Genomic DNA, 17,062 nt, shown 5'->3' with positions numbered 1-17,062 from the left:
AACCCTAACCGGTGAGGCCGAGCGCTCCTGCCAGTTCGGTGAGCGCGGGTATCAGCTTCTCCGGGCGTGAGGAACCCAGCACCTGGATTGCCACATGGTCTGCCCCGGCGTCCAGATGTTCGTTGAGCCGGCGCGCGATCGCGTCCGTGCTGCCGTAGGCGACCAGGGCGTCGATCAGCCGGTCGCTGCCCGGCTTGCGCACGTCCTCGTCGGTGAATCCCAGACGCAGCCAGTTGTTCACATAGTTGCTCAGACCCAGGTAGAAGTCGGCGAACTTGCGGCCGACCGCGCGCGCCTCGTCCGCATCGGCGGAAAGCACCACCTTGTGCTCCGGCGCCAGGAACACCGTGTTTCCCACTAGTTGGCGGGCCTTCCCGGTGTGCTCGGGCGTGGTCAGGTACGGATGGGCGCCTGCGCTGCGTTCGGCCGCCAGGCGCAGCACTCGCGGCCCGAGCGCGGCAAGCACCCGGCGGCTGGTGGGCACTGGGACGTCCTGAAAGCCCCGGTCCAGTTCGTCGAGGTAGGAGACCAGGGCGTCGTAGGGCTTCTGATACTCCTGGGTCGCCTCGGGGTGGCCCACCCCGACACCCAGCAGGAACCGGCCCGGATGCGCCTCTTCGATGCGGTGATAGGACTTGGCGACCTCCTTGGCCGGTGCCGTCCAGATATTGACAATGCCGGTGGCCAGTTGCAGCCTCTCTGTCCGCTCCAGCGCGGGTTCGACCCAGGCCAGATCGGCGTCCGGTGATCCGCCGACCCAGACGGCGCCGTACCCGAGCGACTCGATTTCGGCGGCCAGTTCAGGGGCGAGCGAGCGGGTGCCCAGCCACACACCGAACTTGCCCAGGTCAGGTTTGAGTGAAACGGAGTAAGTCATCGCTGGTCCCTATACCCGTTTACAGCCCGAGCGCCCCGGCCAACTCGGCCAGCGCCGGGACCAGGTCCTCGCTGCGGGCCAGCACCTGTACGGGCACGTGGTCTGCGCCGGCGTCGAGGTGCTCGCGCAGTCGCGCCGCGATGGCGTCGGTGGTTCCGTAGGCGACCACGGAGTCGACCAGACGGTCGCTGCCCGGCTTGGCCAGATCGTCGTCGGTGAAACCCAGCCGCGTCCAGTTATTCAGGTAGTTGGCGAGGTTGAGGTAAATGCCGAGGGCTTTGCGCCCGACGGCGCGGGCCTGCTCTGCGTCGGTGGTCAGCACGACCTTGTGCTCGGGGGCCAGAAATGCAGACGGCCCGATCAGTTCGCGCGCTTGAGCCGTGTGTTCGGGGGTGGTGAGGTACGGGTGCGCGCCGGCGCCGCGCTGCGCGGACAGCTGGAGAACCCGCGGCCCCAGCGCGGCCACCACCCGGCGATTGGCGGGGACGCCGTAGTCGTCGAGCTGGTCCAGATACCCGGTGAGGGCATCGATCGGCTTGCGGTATTCGCTGACCGCCTCGCGGTGACCGACGCCGATGCCGAGCAGGAAACGGCCGGGATAGGCCCTGTCGATCCGGTGGAACGACTCGGCGACGGGCTTGGCCGGGGCCGTCCAGATGTTGACGATCCCGGTCGCCACCTGCAACGTTGTCGTCGCGTCCAGGATCGGCTCCACCCAATCCAGTTCCGCGGGCGGCGAGCCGCCCACCCAGACCGCCCCGTAACCCAGGGCTTCGATTTCTTTGGCTTGCTGGGGCGTGACGCCGCGTCCGAACGATCCGAACCGGCCGAGATCGGGCTTGCTGTCAGCAGAAGCGGTCATGGTTTCACCAACCGGCAGGGCGGCGCCGCCTATTCCTCGGCCCAGGGGACCCGGGCGTTTTTGCGTCGAACGCGGGGCTGCGGGTATCGTGGACCAACGGTGCGGCGTCCGTGCCGACTCTTTGCGTGCCCTGTCTGAATTTCCCTCGGGAATTTCCATAATCGGCTCACGTTTTGTAGTCCGGACGAATGCTGCGCAAACCAGGTACGGACGAAAAGTAGAGGATCTCCGAAAAGTAATGGCCAAGAAGGACGGTGCCATCGAGGTCGAGGGTCGCGTGGTCGAACCCCTGCCCAATGCCATGTTTCGCATTGAGCTGGAAAACGGCCACAAGGTGCTCGCCCACATCAGCGGCAAGATGCGGCAGCACTACATCCGCATCCTGCCCGAGGACCGGGTGGTGGTGGAGTTGTCTCCTTACGACCTCTCCCGGGGCCGCATTGTGTACCGCTACAAGTAGCAACTGACAACGCCCAACAGAAGTAGCTCCAGAGAAGAACAGGACCGAGACTGCCGTGAAGGTGAACCCCAGCGTCAAGCCGATCTGTGACAAGTGCAGGGTGATCCGTCGGCACGGACGGGTCATGGTGATCTGCCAGGACCCGCGCCACAAGCAGCGGCAAGGCTGAGCCGGACGCCGCTGTTGCCGCGCGCCGGCAACCTGCACAACTGAATGCTGACCTCCCAGCACCACTGAGCGGATACGCCGCTCAGACACGTCCGGACGGAGGCCGGGCCCCGCTCAAATCCTTCGGGGGGCGGGAACGGACTGGGAAAAGACCTCCGCTGAGAAAGAGGAAACGCCACCTATGGCTCGACTAGTAGGCGTCGATCTGCCGCGCGATAAGCGCATGGAGATCGCGCTGACGTACATCTTCGGCATCGGCCGCACCCGCTCGAACGAGATTCTGGCGGCCACTGGCATCGACAAGGACCTGCGCACCAAGGACCTGACCGACGACCAGCTGACCCATCTGCGTGACTACATCGAAGCGAACCTGAAGGTCGAGGGTGACCTGCGCCGTGAGGTGCAGGCCGACATTCGTCGCAAGATCGAGATCGGCTGCTACCAGGGGCTGCGGCACCGTCGCGGCCTGCCCGTGCGCGGCCAGCGGACCAAGACCAATGCGCGGACCCGTAAAGGCCCCAAGCGCACCATCGCCGGCAAGAAGAAGGCCAGGTAACCGATGCCTCCGAAGAAAGCAAGTGGGGGGCCCAAGAAGGGCCAGAAGACCCGCCGCAGGGAAAAGAAGAACGTCCCGCACGGCGCCGCCCACATCAAGAGCACCTTCAACAACACGATCGTGACCATCACCGACCCGCAGGGCAACGTCATCGCCTGGGCGTCGTCGGGTCACGTCGGGTTCAAGGGCTCCCGCAAGTCCACCCCGTTCGCTGCTCAGCTGGCCGCGGAGAACGCCGCCCGCAAGGCGCAGGAGCACGGCGTGAAGAAGGTCGACGTGTTCGTCAAGGGCCCGGGTTCGGGCCGCGAGACCGCGATCCGGTCGCTGCAGGCCGCCGGCCTGGAGGTCGGCGCGATATCTGACGTCACTCCCCAGCCGCATAACGGCGTCCGTCCGCCCAAGCGACGCAGGGTCTAGCAGGGTCTAGGAGGAGAATAGAAATGGCTCGTTATACCGGACCCGTCACGCGCAAGTCCCGCCGGCTGGGCACCGACCTCGTCGGTGGCGACCAGTCGTACGAGAAGCGGCCCTACCCGCCCGGCCAGCACGGCCGCGCCCGGGTCAAAGAGAGCGAATACCGCCAGCAGCTGCAGGAGAAGCAGAAGGCCCGCTTCACCTACGGCGTGATGGAGAAGCAGTTCCGCCGCTACTACGAAGAGGCCGTTCGTCACTCGGGCAAGACCGGTGAGGAACTGCTGCGCATCCTGGAAAGCCGGCTGGACAACGTCGTGTACCGCGCCGGTCTGGCGCGTACCCGCCGGATGGCCCGCCAGCTCGTCAGCCACGGTCACTTCTCGGTCAACGGCGTGCACGTCAACGTGCCCAGCTACCGGGTGTCGCAGTACGACATCATCGACGTCCGGGACAAGTCGCTGAACACGGTGCCGTTCCAGATCGCGCGGGAGACCGCGGGCGACCGCCCGATCCCGAGCTGGCTGCAGGTGGTGGGGGAGCGCCAGCGCATCCTGATCCACCAGCTGCCTGAGCGCACCCAGATCGACGTCCCGCTCACCGAGCAGCTGATCGTCGAGTTCTACTCGAAGTAACGGACTTTCGAGCCAGCCGGCTCGGAAACCCTCAACGGCATCAAATAGCGGGTGCCGAGAAGGAGAAGAAGAAACACATGCTGATCTCTCAGCGTCCCACCCTGTCCGAGGACATCCTCACCGACAGCCGGTCCCAGTTCGTCATCGAGCCGCTGGAGCCGGGATTCGGTTACACCCTTGGCAATTCGCTGCGGCGCACGCTGCTGTCGTCGATTCCCGGCGCGGCCGTCACCAGCATCCGCATCGACGGCGTCCTGCACGAGTTCACCACTGTGCCTGGCGTCAAGGAAGATGTCACCGACATCATCCTGAACCTCAAGAGCCTGGTGGTGTCCTCCGAGGAGGACGAGCCGGTCACCATGTACCTGCGTAAGCAGGGCCCGGGTGAGGTCACCGCGGGCGACATCGTGCCGCCGGCCGGTGTCACCGTGCACAACCCGTCGATGCACATCGCGACCCTGAACGACAAGGGCAAGCTCGAGGTCGAGCTCGTCGTCGAGCGTGGCCGCGGCTACGTGCCGGCGGTGCAGAACCGGGCCTCGGGTGCCGAAATCGGCCGTATCCCGGTCGATTCCATCTACTCGCCGGTTCTCAAGGTGACTTACAAGGTGGACGCCACCCGTGTCGAGCAGCGCACCGACTTCGACAAGCTGATCCTGGACGTGGAGACCAAGAGCTCGATCACCCCGCGTGACGCGCTGGCCTCCGCCGGTAAGACGCTGGTCGAATTGTTCGGTCTGGCACGCGAACTCAACGTCGAGGCTGAGGGCATCGAGATCGGGCCGTCACCGGCCGAGGCGGACCACATCGCCTCGTTCGCGCTGCCCATCGACGACCTGGACCTGACCGTGCGGTCTTACAACTGCCTGAAGCGCGAGGGTGTGCACACGGTCGGCGAGCTGGTCTCGCGCACCGAGTCCGACCTGCTCGACATCCGCAACTTCGGGCAGAAGTCGATCGACGAGGTGAAGGTCAAGCTGCACCAGCTGGGTCTGTCGCTCAAGGACAGCCCGCCGAGCTTCGACCCGTCCGAAGTCGCAGGCTACGACGTCGCCACCGGCACCTGGTCCACCGAGGGCGCTTACGACGACCAGGACTACGCCGAAACCGAACAGCTCTAACAAATCTGACACCGTACGGTGACGATGCGGCCGTACAGCGGCTGCTGAGGAACCGGACAAATCTGACAAGAGTTCGTCCCGGCCCTACCTGATACGGGGGTCGGCCCCACATAGGAGACAGTCGCAATGCCCAAGCCCACCAAGGGTCCCCGCCTCGGCGGGTCGTCCTCGCACCAGAAGGCGATTCTGGCCAACCTGGCCACGTCGCTGTTCGAGCACGGCCGGATCAAGACCACCGAGCCCAAGGCGCGGGCATTGCGGCCGTACGCGGAGAAGCTGATCACCCACGCGAAGAAGGGCACGCTGCACAACCGGCGTGAGGTGCTCAAGAAGATCCGCGACAAGGACGTGGTGCACACCCTGTTCGCCGAGATCGGTCCGTTCTTCTCCGACCGCGACGGCGGCTACACCCGCATCATCAAGGTCGAGAACCGTAAGGGCGACAACGCCCCCATGGCCGTGATCGAGCTGGTGCGGGAGAAGACGGTGACCTCGGAGGCCGACCGGGCCCGCCGGGTCGGCGCGTCCAAGAAGGCGGCACCGGTGGCCGCTGCGGCCGCACCGCAGGCCGCGGTGGAGCCGGAAGAGGCCGTCGGCCCGACCGCCGAGGAGGCCACTGAGGCCGCCGAGACCGAGTCGGCCGCCGAGACCGAGTCCGCCGCCGAGACCGAGTCCGCCGCCGAGACCGAGTCGTCTGGCGAGGCCACCGAGACCGAGGCTGACGAGGCTCCCGAGAATTAGTGAGGTCGTCCGTCTGCGGCTCGATATCGCCTACGACGGAACTGATTTCGCGGGCTGGGCGACGCAAGCCGGGCAACGCACGGTCGCCGGCGTACTCGACGAGGCGCTGACGACCGTGTTCCGCGCGCCGGTACGCCTGCGCGCGGCCGGACGCACCGACGCCGGTGTCCACGCCACCGCGCAGGTCGCCCATGTCGATGTTCCCGTCGAGGCTGTGCCGCACGCATACTCGCGCTCTGACCGCGCTGGCGATCCCGAGTTCGGATCGCTGGTGCGCCGGCTCGGCAGGTTTCTCCCGGCCGACGTCCGGGTCATCGAGATCGACCGAGCACCAACGGGTTTCGACGCACGATTTTCGGCACTGCGGCGGCACTACGTGTACCGGCTGTGCACGGCACCCTACGGCGTGATGCCGCAGCAGGCGCGGTTCGTCACCGCCTGGCCGCGTGCGCTGGACCTCGATGCCATGACCAGCGCATCACGAGAACTGCTGGGCCTGCACGACTTCGCCGCCTTCTGCCGGCACCGGAAAGGCGCGACCACCATCCGCGAGCTGCAACGCCTCGACTGGACGCGCGACGGGGATCTGGTCACCGCGCAGGTGAGCGCCGACGCGTTCTGCTGGTCCATGGTGCGCTCCCTGGTCGGTGCCCTGCTGGCCGTCGGCGAGCATCGGCGAGAGCCGAGGTGGTGTGGTGAACTCCTCAGTGCGACAAGCCGGTCCAGCGATTTCGCGGCTGCTCCGCCGCAAGGCCTGACCCTGGTCGGAGTGGACTACCCGCCGGATGACCAGCTAGCCGCCCGGAACCTGATCACCCGCGATATCCGTTCGCCCCGTTAGAGTTTGCCCGCCACGAAGTTTGCGGCCTCGTTCGTCAGACCGGGCACGTAGCCCAGGTGCGCTTTCCACAGGTTGCCGTCGGAGCAGATGGGGTCACCCTCATTGCACAGGTTGAGGATCTTGCCGCCGAACTGCGGGCTCAAAGCGGTCAACAAGCCGCCGGCCCGGCCGGACGGATTGCCGAACAGAGTGACCGCCGAGACGTGGTCGGCCGCTTCCGGCGGCAGCGGTTCGGTGAAACCGAGGCCGGGCAGCGGTGCGGCGGTGACGATGTCGATGACCGCGGCGCCCTGGGAGTATCCACCGAGCACCAGCCGCGTGTCGGGGCAGGCGTTGGCCATCTGCTGGACGTGGTCGCTGGCGTCGTTCGCGCCGTCGGTGGCGGCGAGGAAGTCTTTACTGGCCGGGTAGTTCACGCCGTAGGCGCCGATGTTGCGACCGGTCTGCTGGCGCAGTGTCCCAACCAGGGCGTTGCCCACCCTGCCGAGACCGGGTGGTTCGCCGGTGCCGCGGGCGAAGATCACCTCGACATCCGGGCAGGCCGCCTTCGCCGGCGGTGCCAGTGGAGGGGCGAGCAAGAGTGCGGCCGCCGCGAGTGCGGCGGCCGCCAACCGACCCAGGGGGGCACATCTCATGCCCCAATGTTAGGCGTTATTGACAGTGCGTCAGTGCACCTGAACGACGGGCTGCTGGACAGGGGCGCTGGGCGTGCCGGGCACCTGCGGGGCGAGCGCGGGATTCTGCGGCACTGTGCCAGGGATCTGGGGAACCAGCGGCGCTGGGAGCTGTCCGGGCATGTGCGGGACACCGTTCATGATCTTCGGCGCAGCGAAAGCGGCGCCCTGCGTCGTGTAGAAGGGCACGTACCCCTCGGTGTGCCCGCTCCACTCGTTACCGGAGCCCGCATGGCAGATCGGGTCCTGAGGATTGCAGTAGTCGACGGCTTTGGACCCCAGAAGGGTGCTCTTGGTGGGCAGCGAGCCGCCCGCCCGGTCGGCGATGTCGCCGAAGGTGACGACCGCAGCGATGTTGCCGACGTACTCGGGTGGCAGTGAACTGCCCCAGCTGATGCCGCCGATCGGAACTCCGGCCACGATGTCCATCACCGACGCGCCCTGTGAGTAGCCACCCAACACGATCTTGGTGTTCGGGCAGGCGGACACCGTCGACTTCACGTGGGAAATCACGTCGTTGGCCCCGTCGCCGCCGTGCAGCTGCAACTTGCTGGCCGCATAGTTCACGCCGTAGGTGCGGATGTTGAGGCCGCTGGTTTGTTCGCGCAGCGAGTCCACGAACGCATCGCCGACCCGTCCGAGGCCGGGTGCCTCATTGGTTCCCCGGGCGAAGACCACCTCGGCGTCGGGGCAGTCGTCTGCCCATGCGGATGGTGCGGCGGCAAGCGGACTGACCGGCAGGACAGCGGCGGACAGGGCTGCGAGGCCTACACCGGCCCGACCGGCAAGGCGAATGAAGTGCTGATACACGCCGAAATTTTACCCGCGGAGCGCCGGAGCAAAACCTCCGCAGCTGTGGATGAACGTGTAAACACCGCCGCTTGGCGGCCTACCGTAGCGGGGGAATCGGGCGAGAAGATGGGGGACAGGTGCCTCGGCAGGCGGTGAGCTGGCTGCACGTCAGCGGCTACCGCTGTCAGTTGCGGCGCCTCGAGCGCGCATTGCTGAGCCCCGGCGACGACTCACCCGCCGGACCGGCGCGGGGTTCGCTGGCGATCGGTTGTGTGCTGACCGTCATCGCCCTGGCGGGCTGCGTGTTGCTGAGCCGGCTGTGGCCGCAGCCGGGTCTGGGCGACGCGCGCATCGCGATGGGTCAGACGTCCGGGGCGCTGTATGTGAAGGTGGGCGACACCTGGCACCCGGTGCTCAATCTGGCATCGGCGCGCCTGATCGCGACGGCCGATGCCAATCCGCTGCCGGTACCCGAGGCGGTGCTGGCCCGCACTAAACGCGGTCCGCTGCTGGGCATTCCGGGTGCGCCACAATTGATCGTCCCGGCATTGCCGGCGCAGCAGTCGTTATGGACGGTGTGTGACGCCGAGGCAGACGAGGGAACGACGGTCCTGCTGGGCGCGGATCTGCCGGTCGGCCGCGTGAATGCCGGGCAGGCGCTGCTGGTCGCCGCCGGAACGGGCGCGCCGGCTTACCTGCTGTACCACGGGCGGCGCGCGCTGGTGGACCTGGCCGATCGGGCCGCGGTGCGCGCACTGAGGTTGCAGGGCCGGGCCCCGCATCTGGTCTCCCAGACTTTGCTGAACGCGGTACCGGAGGCGCTGCCCGTCACGGTTCCCCGCATCCGTAGCGCGGGCGCGCCGGCAGGCGGCTGGCTGCCGGGATTCCGGGTGGGCGATGTGCTGCGAATCACACGGGCCGCGGGCGAGGAGTTCTACGTTGTGCTGACCGCCGGAGTACAGCGAATCAGCCCGGTCGTCGCGGACATGCTTCGGTTCACCGGCTCGGCCGACGTCACCACCGTCGCACCCGGCCTGCTGCGTGCGGCTCCCAACGTCGACTCATTGCCGGTCTCGGCGATCCCCGACCAGGTCCCGTCGGATCCCGGTGGTGCCACGTGGTGCGCGGTGTGGGAGCCCACCGCGTCAGGTCCGCCGGCCATCGAATTCCTGGCCACCCAGCGTGCGCCGGCCGCGGCGCCGGTGGCTCTGGCGCAAGCCGACGGGCGCGGGCCGTCGGTGGACAGGTTCTCCATCGCCGCGGGCCACAGCGCCTACGTCGCAACTCAAAGCCAGGTCGGCAACCGAACCCGGGTCGACACGCGCTACCTGGTGACCGACACCGGCGTGCGCTTCGCGATCCACGACGACGAAGCGGCTCGCCTCCTCGGACTGCCGGCTCGGCCGGTGCCGGCGCCGTGGCCGGTGCTCGCCGCGTTGCCGTGCGGGCCGGAGTTGAGCCGGGAGCAGGCGTCAGTCGTCCGCGACACTGTCGCGACGGGGCCGTGACCGGCGACGTGTCCCCAGCGCGGCAACAAGCAGAACCAGGCAGATCGCGGCCCCGGTCAGCGTGCGGGACCGGTTGTCCGGGCCCGGGTTCGCGGCAGGTAACGACATGGCCAGTGGTTTGGGGCCGGCAGCGTCCGCCGCAGGGATGTCGGTGGTGACCGCCGCCAGCGGGTCGACGGTGCCGTTGCCCACCCAAGGGTCCCATCCGGCCGGCGGATGGTGCGCGGTCGCCTCGATGCGCTGCATCACCTGGCGGGCGGTCCACTCCGGGAATCGCGCCCGGATCAGGGCGGCCAGTCCGCTGACGACCGGAGTTGCGTAGCTGGTGCCGGAGATCGGCTTGTCGTTGACCCGGTTGGCCAGTCCGTCACCGTCCGGGTCGAGCGATGTCACGCCCTCACCGGTCGCCGCGACATCCACCCATGGCCCGGGGAGCGTGAAGGATGACGGATTGCCTTGGGAATCAACCGAACCGACAGTCAGGACGTAATCGTCGTACCAGGCGGGGCTGACCACCACCGCGACAGTGTCCCGGGTGACGCCGGCCGGTTGGGGCGGACACTGCGTCACACCGCCGGTGTTTCCGGCCGCCGCCACCACGACGGCGTTCTTGACATCCACCGCGTAGGCAAGTGCGGCGCCCAGCGCGCGATCATCCGGTGCCCGGTCTACCGGGGCGCAGGCGACCGACGAGATGTTGATGACCGTGGCGCCGAGGTCGGCGGCGGTGCGCACCGCGCGGGCCAGGGTTGCCACGTCGCCGACACCCTCGCCGGACCGGCCGGCGGTCGGCGCGAATTTGGCGCTGGACTGGCGGATGCTGATCACCGTGACGTCGGGTGCGATCCCGGTGAAGGCGGGATCGGTTGTGGCGGCGACTATTCCGGCCACCAGTGTGCCGTGGGCGTCGCAGTCCTGGGTGCCGTCGCCGGTGGCTACGTAATCACCACCGGCGATGACATCCTTCAGTCGTGGATGCCGGTGCACGCCGGTGTCGATGACCGCGACCCGCTGCCCGGCGCCGCGGGTGAATTGCCAGATCTGCGGCAGGTCGAACCCCGCGAATTGTGTCGCAGCGTCGGCACTGTCGGGTTCCGCACCGGCCACCGCGCACGTCTCCCGTTGGACGGTGGGGTGCGGGGGTGACGGTGATGCCGGCGCCGGCAACCACTTCTCGTCGACCGCAGGCGGCGCGACCGCATGCGCCTGCGGTGCTGCGCAGTGGGACACCAGCAGCGCGGCGAGCAACGGGCGCACCAGCCGGACGGTGCTCACGTGCGGAGCAGATTCAATCCGCGGACGGCGTCGAACGCGCCGCTTGTCCAGCACGCTACCGGGGCGACCAGGGTGAGCGCGATGCATCCCAGTGCCTGGACACCGCGGCGGGTGACTGGCGACACGGTGACGGCAGGAGCGACGAAACCCAGGTATATCGCGGTGGCGGCGGCCACTGCTGCCAGCCCGGCCACCCACGGTGCCTGCGCCGGTGGGCCGAGGGCGGCCATCGCCAATGTGGTTGCCAACGTGGTGATTCCAGCCGCCGCGAACACGAGACCTCGGCGCCTGTCGATCCGGGCGTGCACGACGAGCACGCCCCCGGTGACTGCGGCCAGCACGACGGCGCGGGGCGCGGCCAGCGCGGCGATCACTGCTCCGAGGGCGGCGGCGACCGCTAAGCCGGCCCGGAGGATGGTCAGCACACTGTCGGCGCGCTGAGCGTGTGCGGCCAGTCCGCTTTCGGGCAGTGGATCGTCCTGGTCGGCGCCGGGTGCCAGGCCGGCCAACCGGATCGACGCGCGCGGCGCGACCTCAATCAGTCCGAGGCAGGCGAGCGCTGCCGCTGACCCGACGATGTGCGGTGGGGCCGCGGTGAGGGTGCTCGCCAGGGCGGCGGCTACCGCGACAGTCGCCGCGCAGCAAACGACTGCGCCCAGTACGACCGGGCTACAACGGGTTACGCGCAGTGCGAGAGCCGCCGTGGCGCCGGCAGCCATGGCAGCGAGGAGCGCATTCGGGGCTCCGGGAGCGCCCGGCACCGCGAGCAGACCGGCGATCGCCGCCGCTGCGGTGGCGATGAGGCTGAGCGTGAGGCCGGCGATCGGGTTGCGGCGAATAGGCGGGATGACACCGGTCATTACCACGATCGCGAGGGCGGTGGCGGCGGCCGTCGCGGCGGCGGTGTCGCTGTGCCGAGCGGCGCCGGACGCGGCGCGCAGCAGTGCCAGTGCGGCCGTGGCCGCGAAGCAGACCGCGGCCAGTGCGGCGGTCATCGGTTGCCAGGACTGTGTCGGGCTGCCCAGGGCCGCGGACACCGCGTCGGCCGCATCGTCGTAGCGTATGGCGGGCGGCGCGGGAGCCTGCCGGCTCAATACAAGTGCAGTCCCGTCACGAATTCCGATCTGCCGCAACGTCGTCGAGTTCGGCAGCGGCGCGGCGCCGAGCCGCGCCAGGTGGTAGCGCGTCCCCGGGGTCACACCACCCAGCGCGTCGACGATCGACGGGATCAACTCCGCGACGGGCACGGTTGCCGGCAACGTCAGGTCGACGGAGGCGCTGTCGGCGTGGACTGCGACGCGGCGCAGATCCGGATCGAATTCAGACACCCCCGGCACGTTAAGCGGTTCCCGGCTGAGCCGTGTCCCGTTGTCCACAGCTGAATTGTGGCGAATCTGGTTGCCGCTTAACGTCGTCCAACTATGACCGCCGTCATTGACGTCAAGGCCCCGCCCGAGGTGCCGTCATCAGACATCTCGGGCCTGCCGTTGCTGCCGGTCGCGATGGCCGTCGTGGCTGTGGGCGCCACGGCGGCAGTCTTCTTCATCGGTTCTCCCGTGGCGCACCACCCCGCTGTGCTGACTGCTCCGGCAATGATGGTGGCGTCGCTGGCGCTGACGATCGGACGGGGCCGGCGGCGGGGCGCGGCGATCAGCGGCGACCGGCGTGAGTATCTCGAGTACCTGCGCGGACTGCGGGCGGAAGTTGCCGAAGTCGTTCGGGCGCAACATGCTTCGCTGACGTCGGAGCATCCTGAGCCGGGCAGCCTGTGGACCCTGATCGGCGATCCGCGCATGTGGACCAGACAATCCGCGGATCCGGAATCCTGGTGTGTCAGGGTAGGTGTGGGAAGTGCCCCGCTGTGCCCGTCGCTGCAGGTTGCTCCGATGCCGCGACGGTGTGATCCGCTCACGGTTGCCGCCCTGAATCGTTTCGTGCGAACACATTCGACGCTGCGGAATGCGCCGGTCGTGATGTCACTGCACAAAGGCGAACCGGTGACAGTCGACGGTGACGTGAGCCAGGTGCGCGGACTGCTGCGCGCGATGGTCTGTCAGTTGGCGATAGCGCACCCGCCCGGACAGTTGCTGATCGTCGGCGCGGTGGCGGACCTCGCCGAGTGGGACTGGCTGAAGTGGCTCCCGCACAACCGGCATCCGGACGCGACGGATCTGACCGGGCCGGCGCGACTGGTGTACCCGACACTGACCGCGGCACGCGAGGCGCTGGCCGTTATCGCGTCACCGCACGCAGTGATCATCGCCGACACGTCCGGGAGCGATGCCGTGGCGATCGCCAATGCCACCGTGATCCGGGCCGGCGGTAACGGGGCGGTCGTGGTGATCCGCCGGCCCGGCGGGCAGGACGTCCTCGACGAACCCGACTACCTCGACCGGCAGGACGCAGTCGTATGCGCGCGCCGGATCGCGTCGTACGCCGGTTCCGCAGCGGAGCCGCCGGACGCGGACGCCTGGCCCGGCGCCGACGCGGTCACCCGAAGCCAGTGCCCACGGGACCGGCTCTGTGTCCCGATCGGCGCCACACCCGACGGCCGCCCCGTGCGCCTGGACATCAAAGAGTCGGCGCTGCACGGTATCGGGCCGCACGGGCTGTGCGTGGGGGCCACCGGGTCGGGCAAGTCGGAGCTGCTGCGCACCGTCGCCGTGGGCATGATGGCGCGGAACTCGCCGGAGGTGCTCAACCTGCTGCTGATCGACTTCAAAGGTGGCGCAACGTTTCTCGACCTCGCCGGGGCACCGCACGTGGCCGCGGTCGTCACCAACCTCGCGGACGAGGCGCCACTGGTCGCACGGATGCGGGAGGCGCTGGCCGGTGAGATGAACCGCAGGCAACAATTTCTGCGCACGGCAGGCCACGTCAGCGCGGCGGAGTACCAGCGTGCTCGTGGACCCGGATCACTTCCTCTACCGACGCTGTTCATCATCGTTGACGAGTTTGCCGAACTGCTCAGTCAGCATCCCGACTTCGCGGACACCTTCGTTGCGATCGGGCGGCTGGGAAGGTCCCTGGGCGTGCATCTGTTGTTGGCCAGCCAGCGGCTTGACGAGGGGCGCTTGCGTGGGCTGGAAGCCCACCTGTCCTACCGGGTCTGCCTGAAGACACTGTCCGCCGTCGAGTCTCGTGCCGTGCTGGGCACTGCGGATGCGTACGAACTGCCGAGCGCGCCGGGGGCTGGGCTGCTGCGGACCCCTGCCGGGGATCTGATCCGGTTTCAGGCCGCGTCCGTGTCGGGGCCGGCACCGGGTGGCGGCAGTTCGGCAGCGCCGGAGGTACGCCCGTTCACCGCAGAACCTGTTGGGGCCGTGCGCCGTCCGGATCCGCGTCGGAGTCCGTCCATCCTGCAGACGATCCTGGCCGGCCTGGAACACCAGGGACCGCCCGCCCATCAAGTCTGGTTACCGCCGCTGGACGCGGCGCCCGCCCTTGAGGCGCTTCTGGCGAGTCGAGCACCGACGCCTCTGGTTGTTCCGATCGGCGCCGTCGACCGGCCCTACCAGCAGTGCCGCCCGCCTCTGACGGTCGATCTGTCCGGGGCAGCCGGAAACGTCGCGGTGGTCGGAGCGCCGCGGTCAGGCAAGTCCACGGCACTTTGCACACTCATCACCGCCCTGACCGCCACCCACGGACCCGGGCAGGTGCAGTTCTACTGCCTCGACTTCGGCGGGGGAGCATTGTTCGCCCTGCGTGACATGCCGCACGTCGGCGCTGTCGCCGACCGGGCTCAACCCGAACTGGTCCGGCGCACGGTTGCCGAGATGGAGTCAGTTGTCCACATGCGCGAGGCCTGCCTGCGCGCAGGCGAGACGATCGATTCCTTCCCGGATGTGTTCCTCGTGGTCGACGGCTGGGCCGGCCTGCGTCTGGATTTCGACGGCGTGGCGGACTCGATCACTGTGCTTGCCGCCCAGGGTCTTTCGTACAAAGTGCACGTCATGGTGGCCGCGACGCGCTGGGCGGAGCTGCGGCCGGCGTTCAAGGATCAACTCGGCACCCGCATCGAGTTGCGGCTCGGTGATCCTGCCGATTCCGAATTTGACCGGCGGCAGTCCCGGCAGGTGCCGACCGACCGTCCCGGTCGTGGTTTGTGCGTCGACGGACTGCACATGACGATCGCGCTGCCCGCGTGGGAGGGGCCCGGCCGGCGAAGTGACGGGCCCGCAGCGCCCCCCATACCGCTACTGCCGAGTCGAGTGGAGTACGACGCGGTCGTCGGCGAGCGCGAGGCCGGGATCGTGCTGGGGCTCGAAGAGCGGCAACTGCGCACGGCCACAGTTGATTTCACGCAGCAGCCGCATCTGCTGATGCTGGGAGACAACGGGTGCGGCAAGACCGCGGCGCTGCGGACCCTGTGCCGCGAGATCGTCCGCACCCGGTCGGCGGCGCAGGCGCGGCTGTTCGTGGTCGACTTCCGGCGAACCCTGCTCGGTGTCGTGCCGTCCGAACATCTCGGCGGCTACGCCGGGTCGCCCGGCGCGTTGGGCGTCCTGATGCCGGGCCTGGTCGGCCTGCTGCACGCGCGGATGCCCGGCGCGGATGTCAGCCAGGCGCAGCTGCGCGACCGGTCCTGGTGGACCGGGCCGGAGATCTACCTGATGGTCGACGACTACGACCTGGTGACGGCGTCGGCCGGGAACCCGTTGCTCGCGCTGCTCGAGTATCTGCCGTACGCCGCCGATCTCGGGTTGCACATGATCGTCGCGCGGCGAAGTGGAGGTGCCGCGCGAGCCCTGTTCGAGCCGTTGCTCGCGAGCCTGCGGGAGCTTGGCTGCATGGGAATGATGATGAGCGGTCGGGCGGAGGAGGGCGCACTACTTGGATCGAAGCCACCCGTGCCACTGCCGCCCGGGCGCGGCACCCTGATCACCCGCCCCGGTGTCGAGCAGCTGGTACAGGTGGCGTGGAGCCCGCCCGAATGACCGCGCATCGCGCCGTCGTCGCGGTGGGACCGGCATCTGTCAGCCGATTGTGCTGTGCGACAACGGGAGACGACGAGACCGGGGTTGCGGCGGTGGATGCGATCGACGACCGGGTGGCGTTGGTCGACGAGCACCCGGTCGCCGTTGATGCGCTGTGGTGTGCGGTGCTGCGCTCGTTGGCGGAGGGGCACCGCGGCGTACTGGTGGTGCATCCTGCGTGGTGGTCGGCGCCCCGGGTTGCCGTCCTCACCGCGGCGGCGCGGACGGTCGCCGGGGCTGAGGCTGCGGTGCGGGCACGGACTTGGCTGTTGCCGCAGCCGGATTCGACCATCCTGGTGGAAATCGCCGAGCGGCTGGTGGCCATTTCGGGGGACGACCTCGTCGCCGTACCCCGCCTCACCGACGATGAGGCCGTCGCCACCGAGGTTGCCGGCGTGGTCGCCACCATGACGAACCGCGGCGTGATGATCGACGCCCCGAAAGTGTCAGGAGCGCCGCGGTTGGCTCGGTTGATTGCCGATGCGCTCCCAGCCGGGCACAAGGCCACCATCGTCGATGATGACGCGGTGACACAGCTGGCCCGCGCGGCGGCGCCGATCCCTGACTGCGAACCGGTCAAAGAGGTGCGGTCCAGCGGCCGGATTCTTGCGCGGCTGGCGGCGGCAGGTGTCGCGGTGACCGCGGCGGGCCTGGCGCTGCCGGCGGTGAACTCGAAGCCCGTGATCCGGGCGGCGCCGACAACTCTTCTGATCGAGGGCGGCGTGGCGTTGGCGATCCCGGCCGACTGGAACGCCGAGCGGATCGTCGCCGGGCCGGGGTCGGCCCGCGTCCAGATCACCTCGCCCGCTGATCCCGAGGCGGCCCTGCACCTCACCCAGACGCCGACGCCCGGCGAGACGCTGGCCGACGCCGCCGCACAACTGCGCCGGGCGATCGACGCCGAACCGGCCGGCGTGTTCGTCGACTTCAACCCGACCGGGGCCAGCGCCGGCCGGCCCGCAGTGACCTACCGCGAAGTTCGTGCGGCCCATGACGTGCGCTGGACGGTGCTGCTCGACAAATCGCTGCGCATCAGCATCGGATGCCAGAGCCGGCCCGCCGGCCAGGACGCCGTCCGGGACGCCTGCGAGCGGGCGGTGCAAACCGCTCATGCGGTGGGCTGAACCGCGAAATCGATGGAACCAAAGCCGGCCCCCGAAGGTCG

At 68.7% G+C, this 17,062-nt stretch carries 17 protein-coding genes; 11 read left to right on the top strand and 6 right to left on the bottom strand.

Going from position 1 to position 17,062, the window contains the following annotated elements; genetic code table 11:
• Positions 1-4 precede the first annotated feature (4 nt).
• Together QXH22_RS08175 and QXH22_RS08170 are read right to left on the bottom strand one after the other, a co-directional pair.
• Complete coding sequence (locus QXH22_RS08175; protein WP_306275327.1) at positions 5-877, bottom strand: LLM class F420-dependent oxidoreductase; 873 nt, start codon at positions 875-877, stop codon at positions 5-7.
• Positions 878-896: 19 nt separating this feature from the next.
• Entirely contained in the window at positions 897-1,739 is an 843-nt protein-coding gene (locus tag QXH22_RS08170; RefSeq protein ID WP_306275326.1) for an LLM class F420-dependent oxidoreductase, read from the bottom strand.
• 238 nt (positions 1,740-1,977) lie between these two features.
• Here QXH22_RS08170 and infA point away from each other — a divergent pair, with 238 nt between their 5' ends.
• The 8 genes from infA (at position 1,978) to truA (ending at position 6,672) form a co-directional block, all read left to right on the top strand.
• On the top strand, positions 1,978-2,199 hold the full coding sequence (gene infA, locus QXH22_RS08165) for a translation initiation factor IF-1 (RefSeq protein ID WP_003418601.1): 222 nt from the start codon (positions 1,978-1,980) through the stop codon (positions 2,197-2,199).
• A gap of 55 nt (positions 2,200-2,254) precedes the next feature.
• Positions 2,255-2,368 carry a 50S ribosomal protein L36 gene (rpmJ, locus tag QXH22_RS08160; RefSeq protein WP_003886927.1) on the top strand — a complete coding sequence of 38 codons (114 nt, stop codon included), beginning with the start codon at positions 2,255-2,257 and terminating at the stop codon, positions 2,366-2,368.
• 180 nt (positions 2,369-2,548) lie between these two features.
• Positions 2,549-2,923 carry a 30S ribosomal protein S13 gene (gene rpsM, locus QXH22_RS08155; RefSeq protein WP_036352829.1) on the top strand — a complete coding sequence of 125 codons (375 nt, stop codon included), beginning with the start codon at positions 2,549-2,551 and terminating at the stop codon, positions 2,921-2,923.
• A 3-nt stretch (positions 2,924-2,926) separates the two neighbouring features.
• The gene (gene rpsK / locus QXH22_RS08150; RefSeq protein WP_065043539.1) at positions 2,927-3,340 is read left to right on the top strand and encodes a 30S ribosomal protein S11; all 414 of its coding nucleotides are present in this window, start codon (positions 2,927-2,929) and stop codon (positions 3,338-3,340) included.
• 23 nt (positions 3,341-3,363) lie between these two features.
• The gene (gene rpsD, locus QXH22_RS08145) at positions 3,364-3,969 is read left to right on the top strand and encodes a 30S ribosomal protein S4 (protein WP_065132779.1); all 606 of its coding nucleotides are present in this window, start codon (positions 3,364-3,366) and stop codon (positions 3,967-3,969) included.
• 77 nt (positions 3,970-4,046) lie between these two features.
• The gene (locus tag QXH22_RS08140; RefSeq protein WP_055579866.1) at positions 4,047-5,090 is read left to right on the top strand and encodes a DNA-directed RNA polymerase subunit alpha; all 1,044 of its coding nucleotides are present in this window, start codon (positions 4,047-4,049) and stop codon (positions 5,088-5,090) included.
• A 126-nt stretch (positions 5,091-5,216) separates the two neighbouring features.
• Positions 5,217-5,831 carry a 50S ribosomal protein L17 gene (rplQ, locus tag QXH22_RS08135; protein WP_306275325.1) on the top strand — a complete coding sequence of 205 codons (615 nt, stop codon included), beginning with the start codon at positions 5,217-5,219 and terminating at the stop codon, positions 5,829-5,831.
• Entirely contained in the window at positions 5,785-6,672 is an 888-nt protein-coding gene (gene truA, locus QXH22_RS08130) for a tRNA pseudouridine(38-40) synthase TruA (protein ID WP_306275995.1), read from the top strand. Before rplQ ends, truA begins: the two co-directional genes overlap by 47 nt.
• Here the strand turns inward: truA and QXH22_RS08125 are convergent.
• The gene (locus QXH22_RS08125; protein ID WP_306242187.1) at positions 6,669-7,307 is read right to left on the bottom strand and encodes a cutinase family protein; all 639 of its coding nucleotides are present in this window, start codon (positions 7,305-7,307) and stop codon (positions 6,669-6,671) included. The genes truA and QXH22_RS08125 overlap by 4 nt on opposite strands.
• 30 nt (positions 7,308-7,337) lie before the next feature.
• Positions 7,338-8,156: a cutinase family protein gene (locus QXH22_RS08120; protein WP_371934168.1), complete on the bottom strand. Its 819-nt coding sequence runs from the start codon at positions 8,154-8,156 to the stop codon at positions 7,338-7,340.
• A 119-nt stretch (positions 8,157-8,275) separates the two neighbouring features.
• On the opposite strand from QXH22_RS08120, the gene eccB reads away from it, so the two are divergent.
• Positions 8,276-9,646, top strand: coding sequence for a type VII secretion protein EccB (gene eccB / locus QXH22_RS08115; protein ID WP_306275324.1), 1,371 nt, complete (start codon positions 8,276-8,278; stop codon positions 9,644-9,646).
• On the opposite strand, the gene mycP is transcribed toward eccB, so the two are convergent.
• Positions 9,611-10,921: a type VII secretion-associated serine protease mycosin gene (gene mycP / locus QXH22_RS08110; RefSeq protein WP_306275323.1), complete on the bottom strand. Its 1,311-nt coding sequence runs from the start codon at positions 10,919-10,921 to the stop codon at positions 9,611-9,613. The genes eccB and mycP overlap by 36 nt on opposite strands.
• Positions 10,918-12,249 (bottom strand): type VII secretion integral membrane protein EccD, encoded by a 1,332-nt coding sequence (gene eccD, locus QXH22_RS08105; protein WP_306275322.1) that lies wholly within the window; start codon positions 12,247-12,249, stop codon positions 10,918-10,920. Before eccD ends, mycP begins: the two co-directional genes overlap by 4 nt.
• Positions 12,250-12,342: 93 nt before the next feature.
• Here eccD and eccCb point away from each other — a divergent pair, with 93 nt between their 5' ends.
• Both eccCb and QXH22_RS08095 read left to right on the top strand, forming a co-directional pair.
• Entirely contained in the window at positions 12,343-15,858 is a 3,516-nt protein-coding gene (eccCb, locus tag QXH22_RS08100; protein ID WP_306275321.1) for a type VII secretion protein EccCb, read from the top strand.
• Positions 15,855-17,021, top strand: coding sequence for a type VII secretion-associated protein (locus QXH22_RS08095; RefSeq protein ID WP_306275320.1), 1,167 nt, complete (start codon positions 15,855-15,857; stop codon positions 17,019-17,021). The genes eccCb and QXH22_RS08095 overlap by 4 nt, the downstream gene beginning before the upstream one ends.
• Positions 17,022-17,062 lie beyond the last annotated feature (41 nt).

This window comes from Mycobacterium sp. TY814 (assembly GCF_030755175.1).
Lineage (GTDB): Bacteria > Actinomycetota > Actinomycetes > Mycobacteriales > Mycobacteriaceae > Mycobacterium.
Note: the sequence above shows the minus strand (reverse complement) of the source record. Positions and strands in the feature narration are given on the sequence as shown.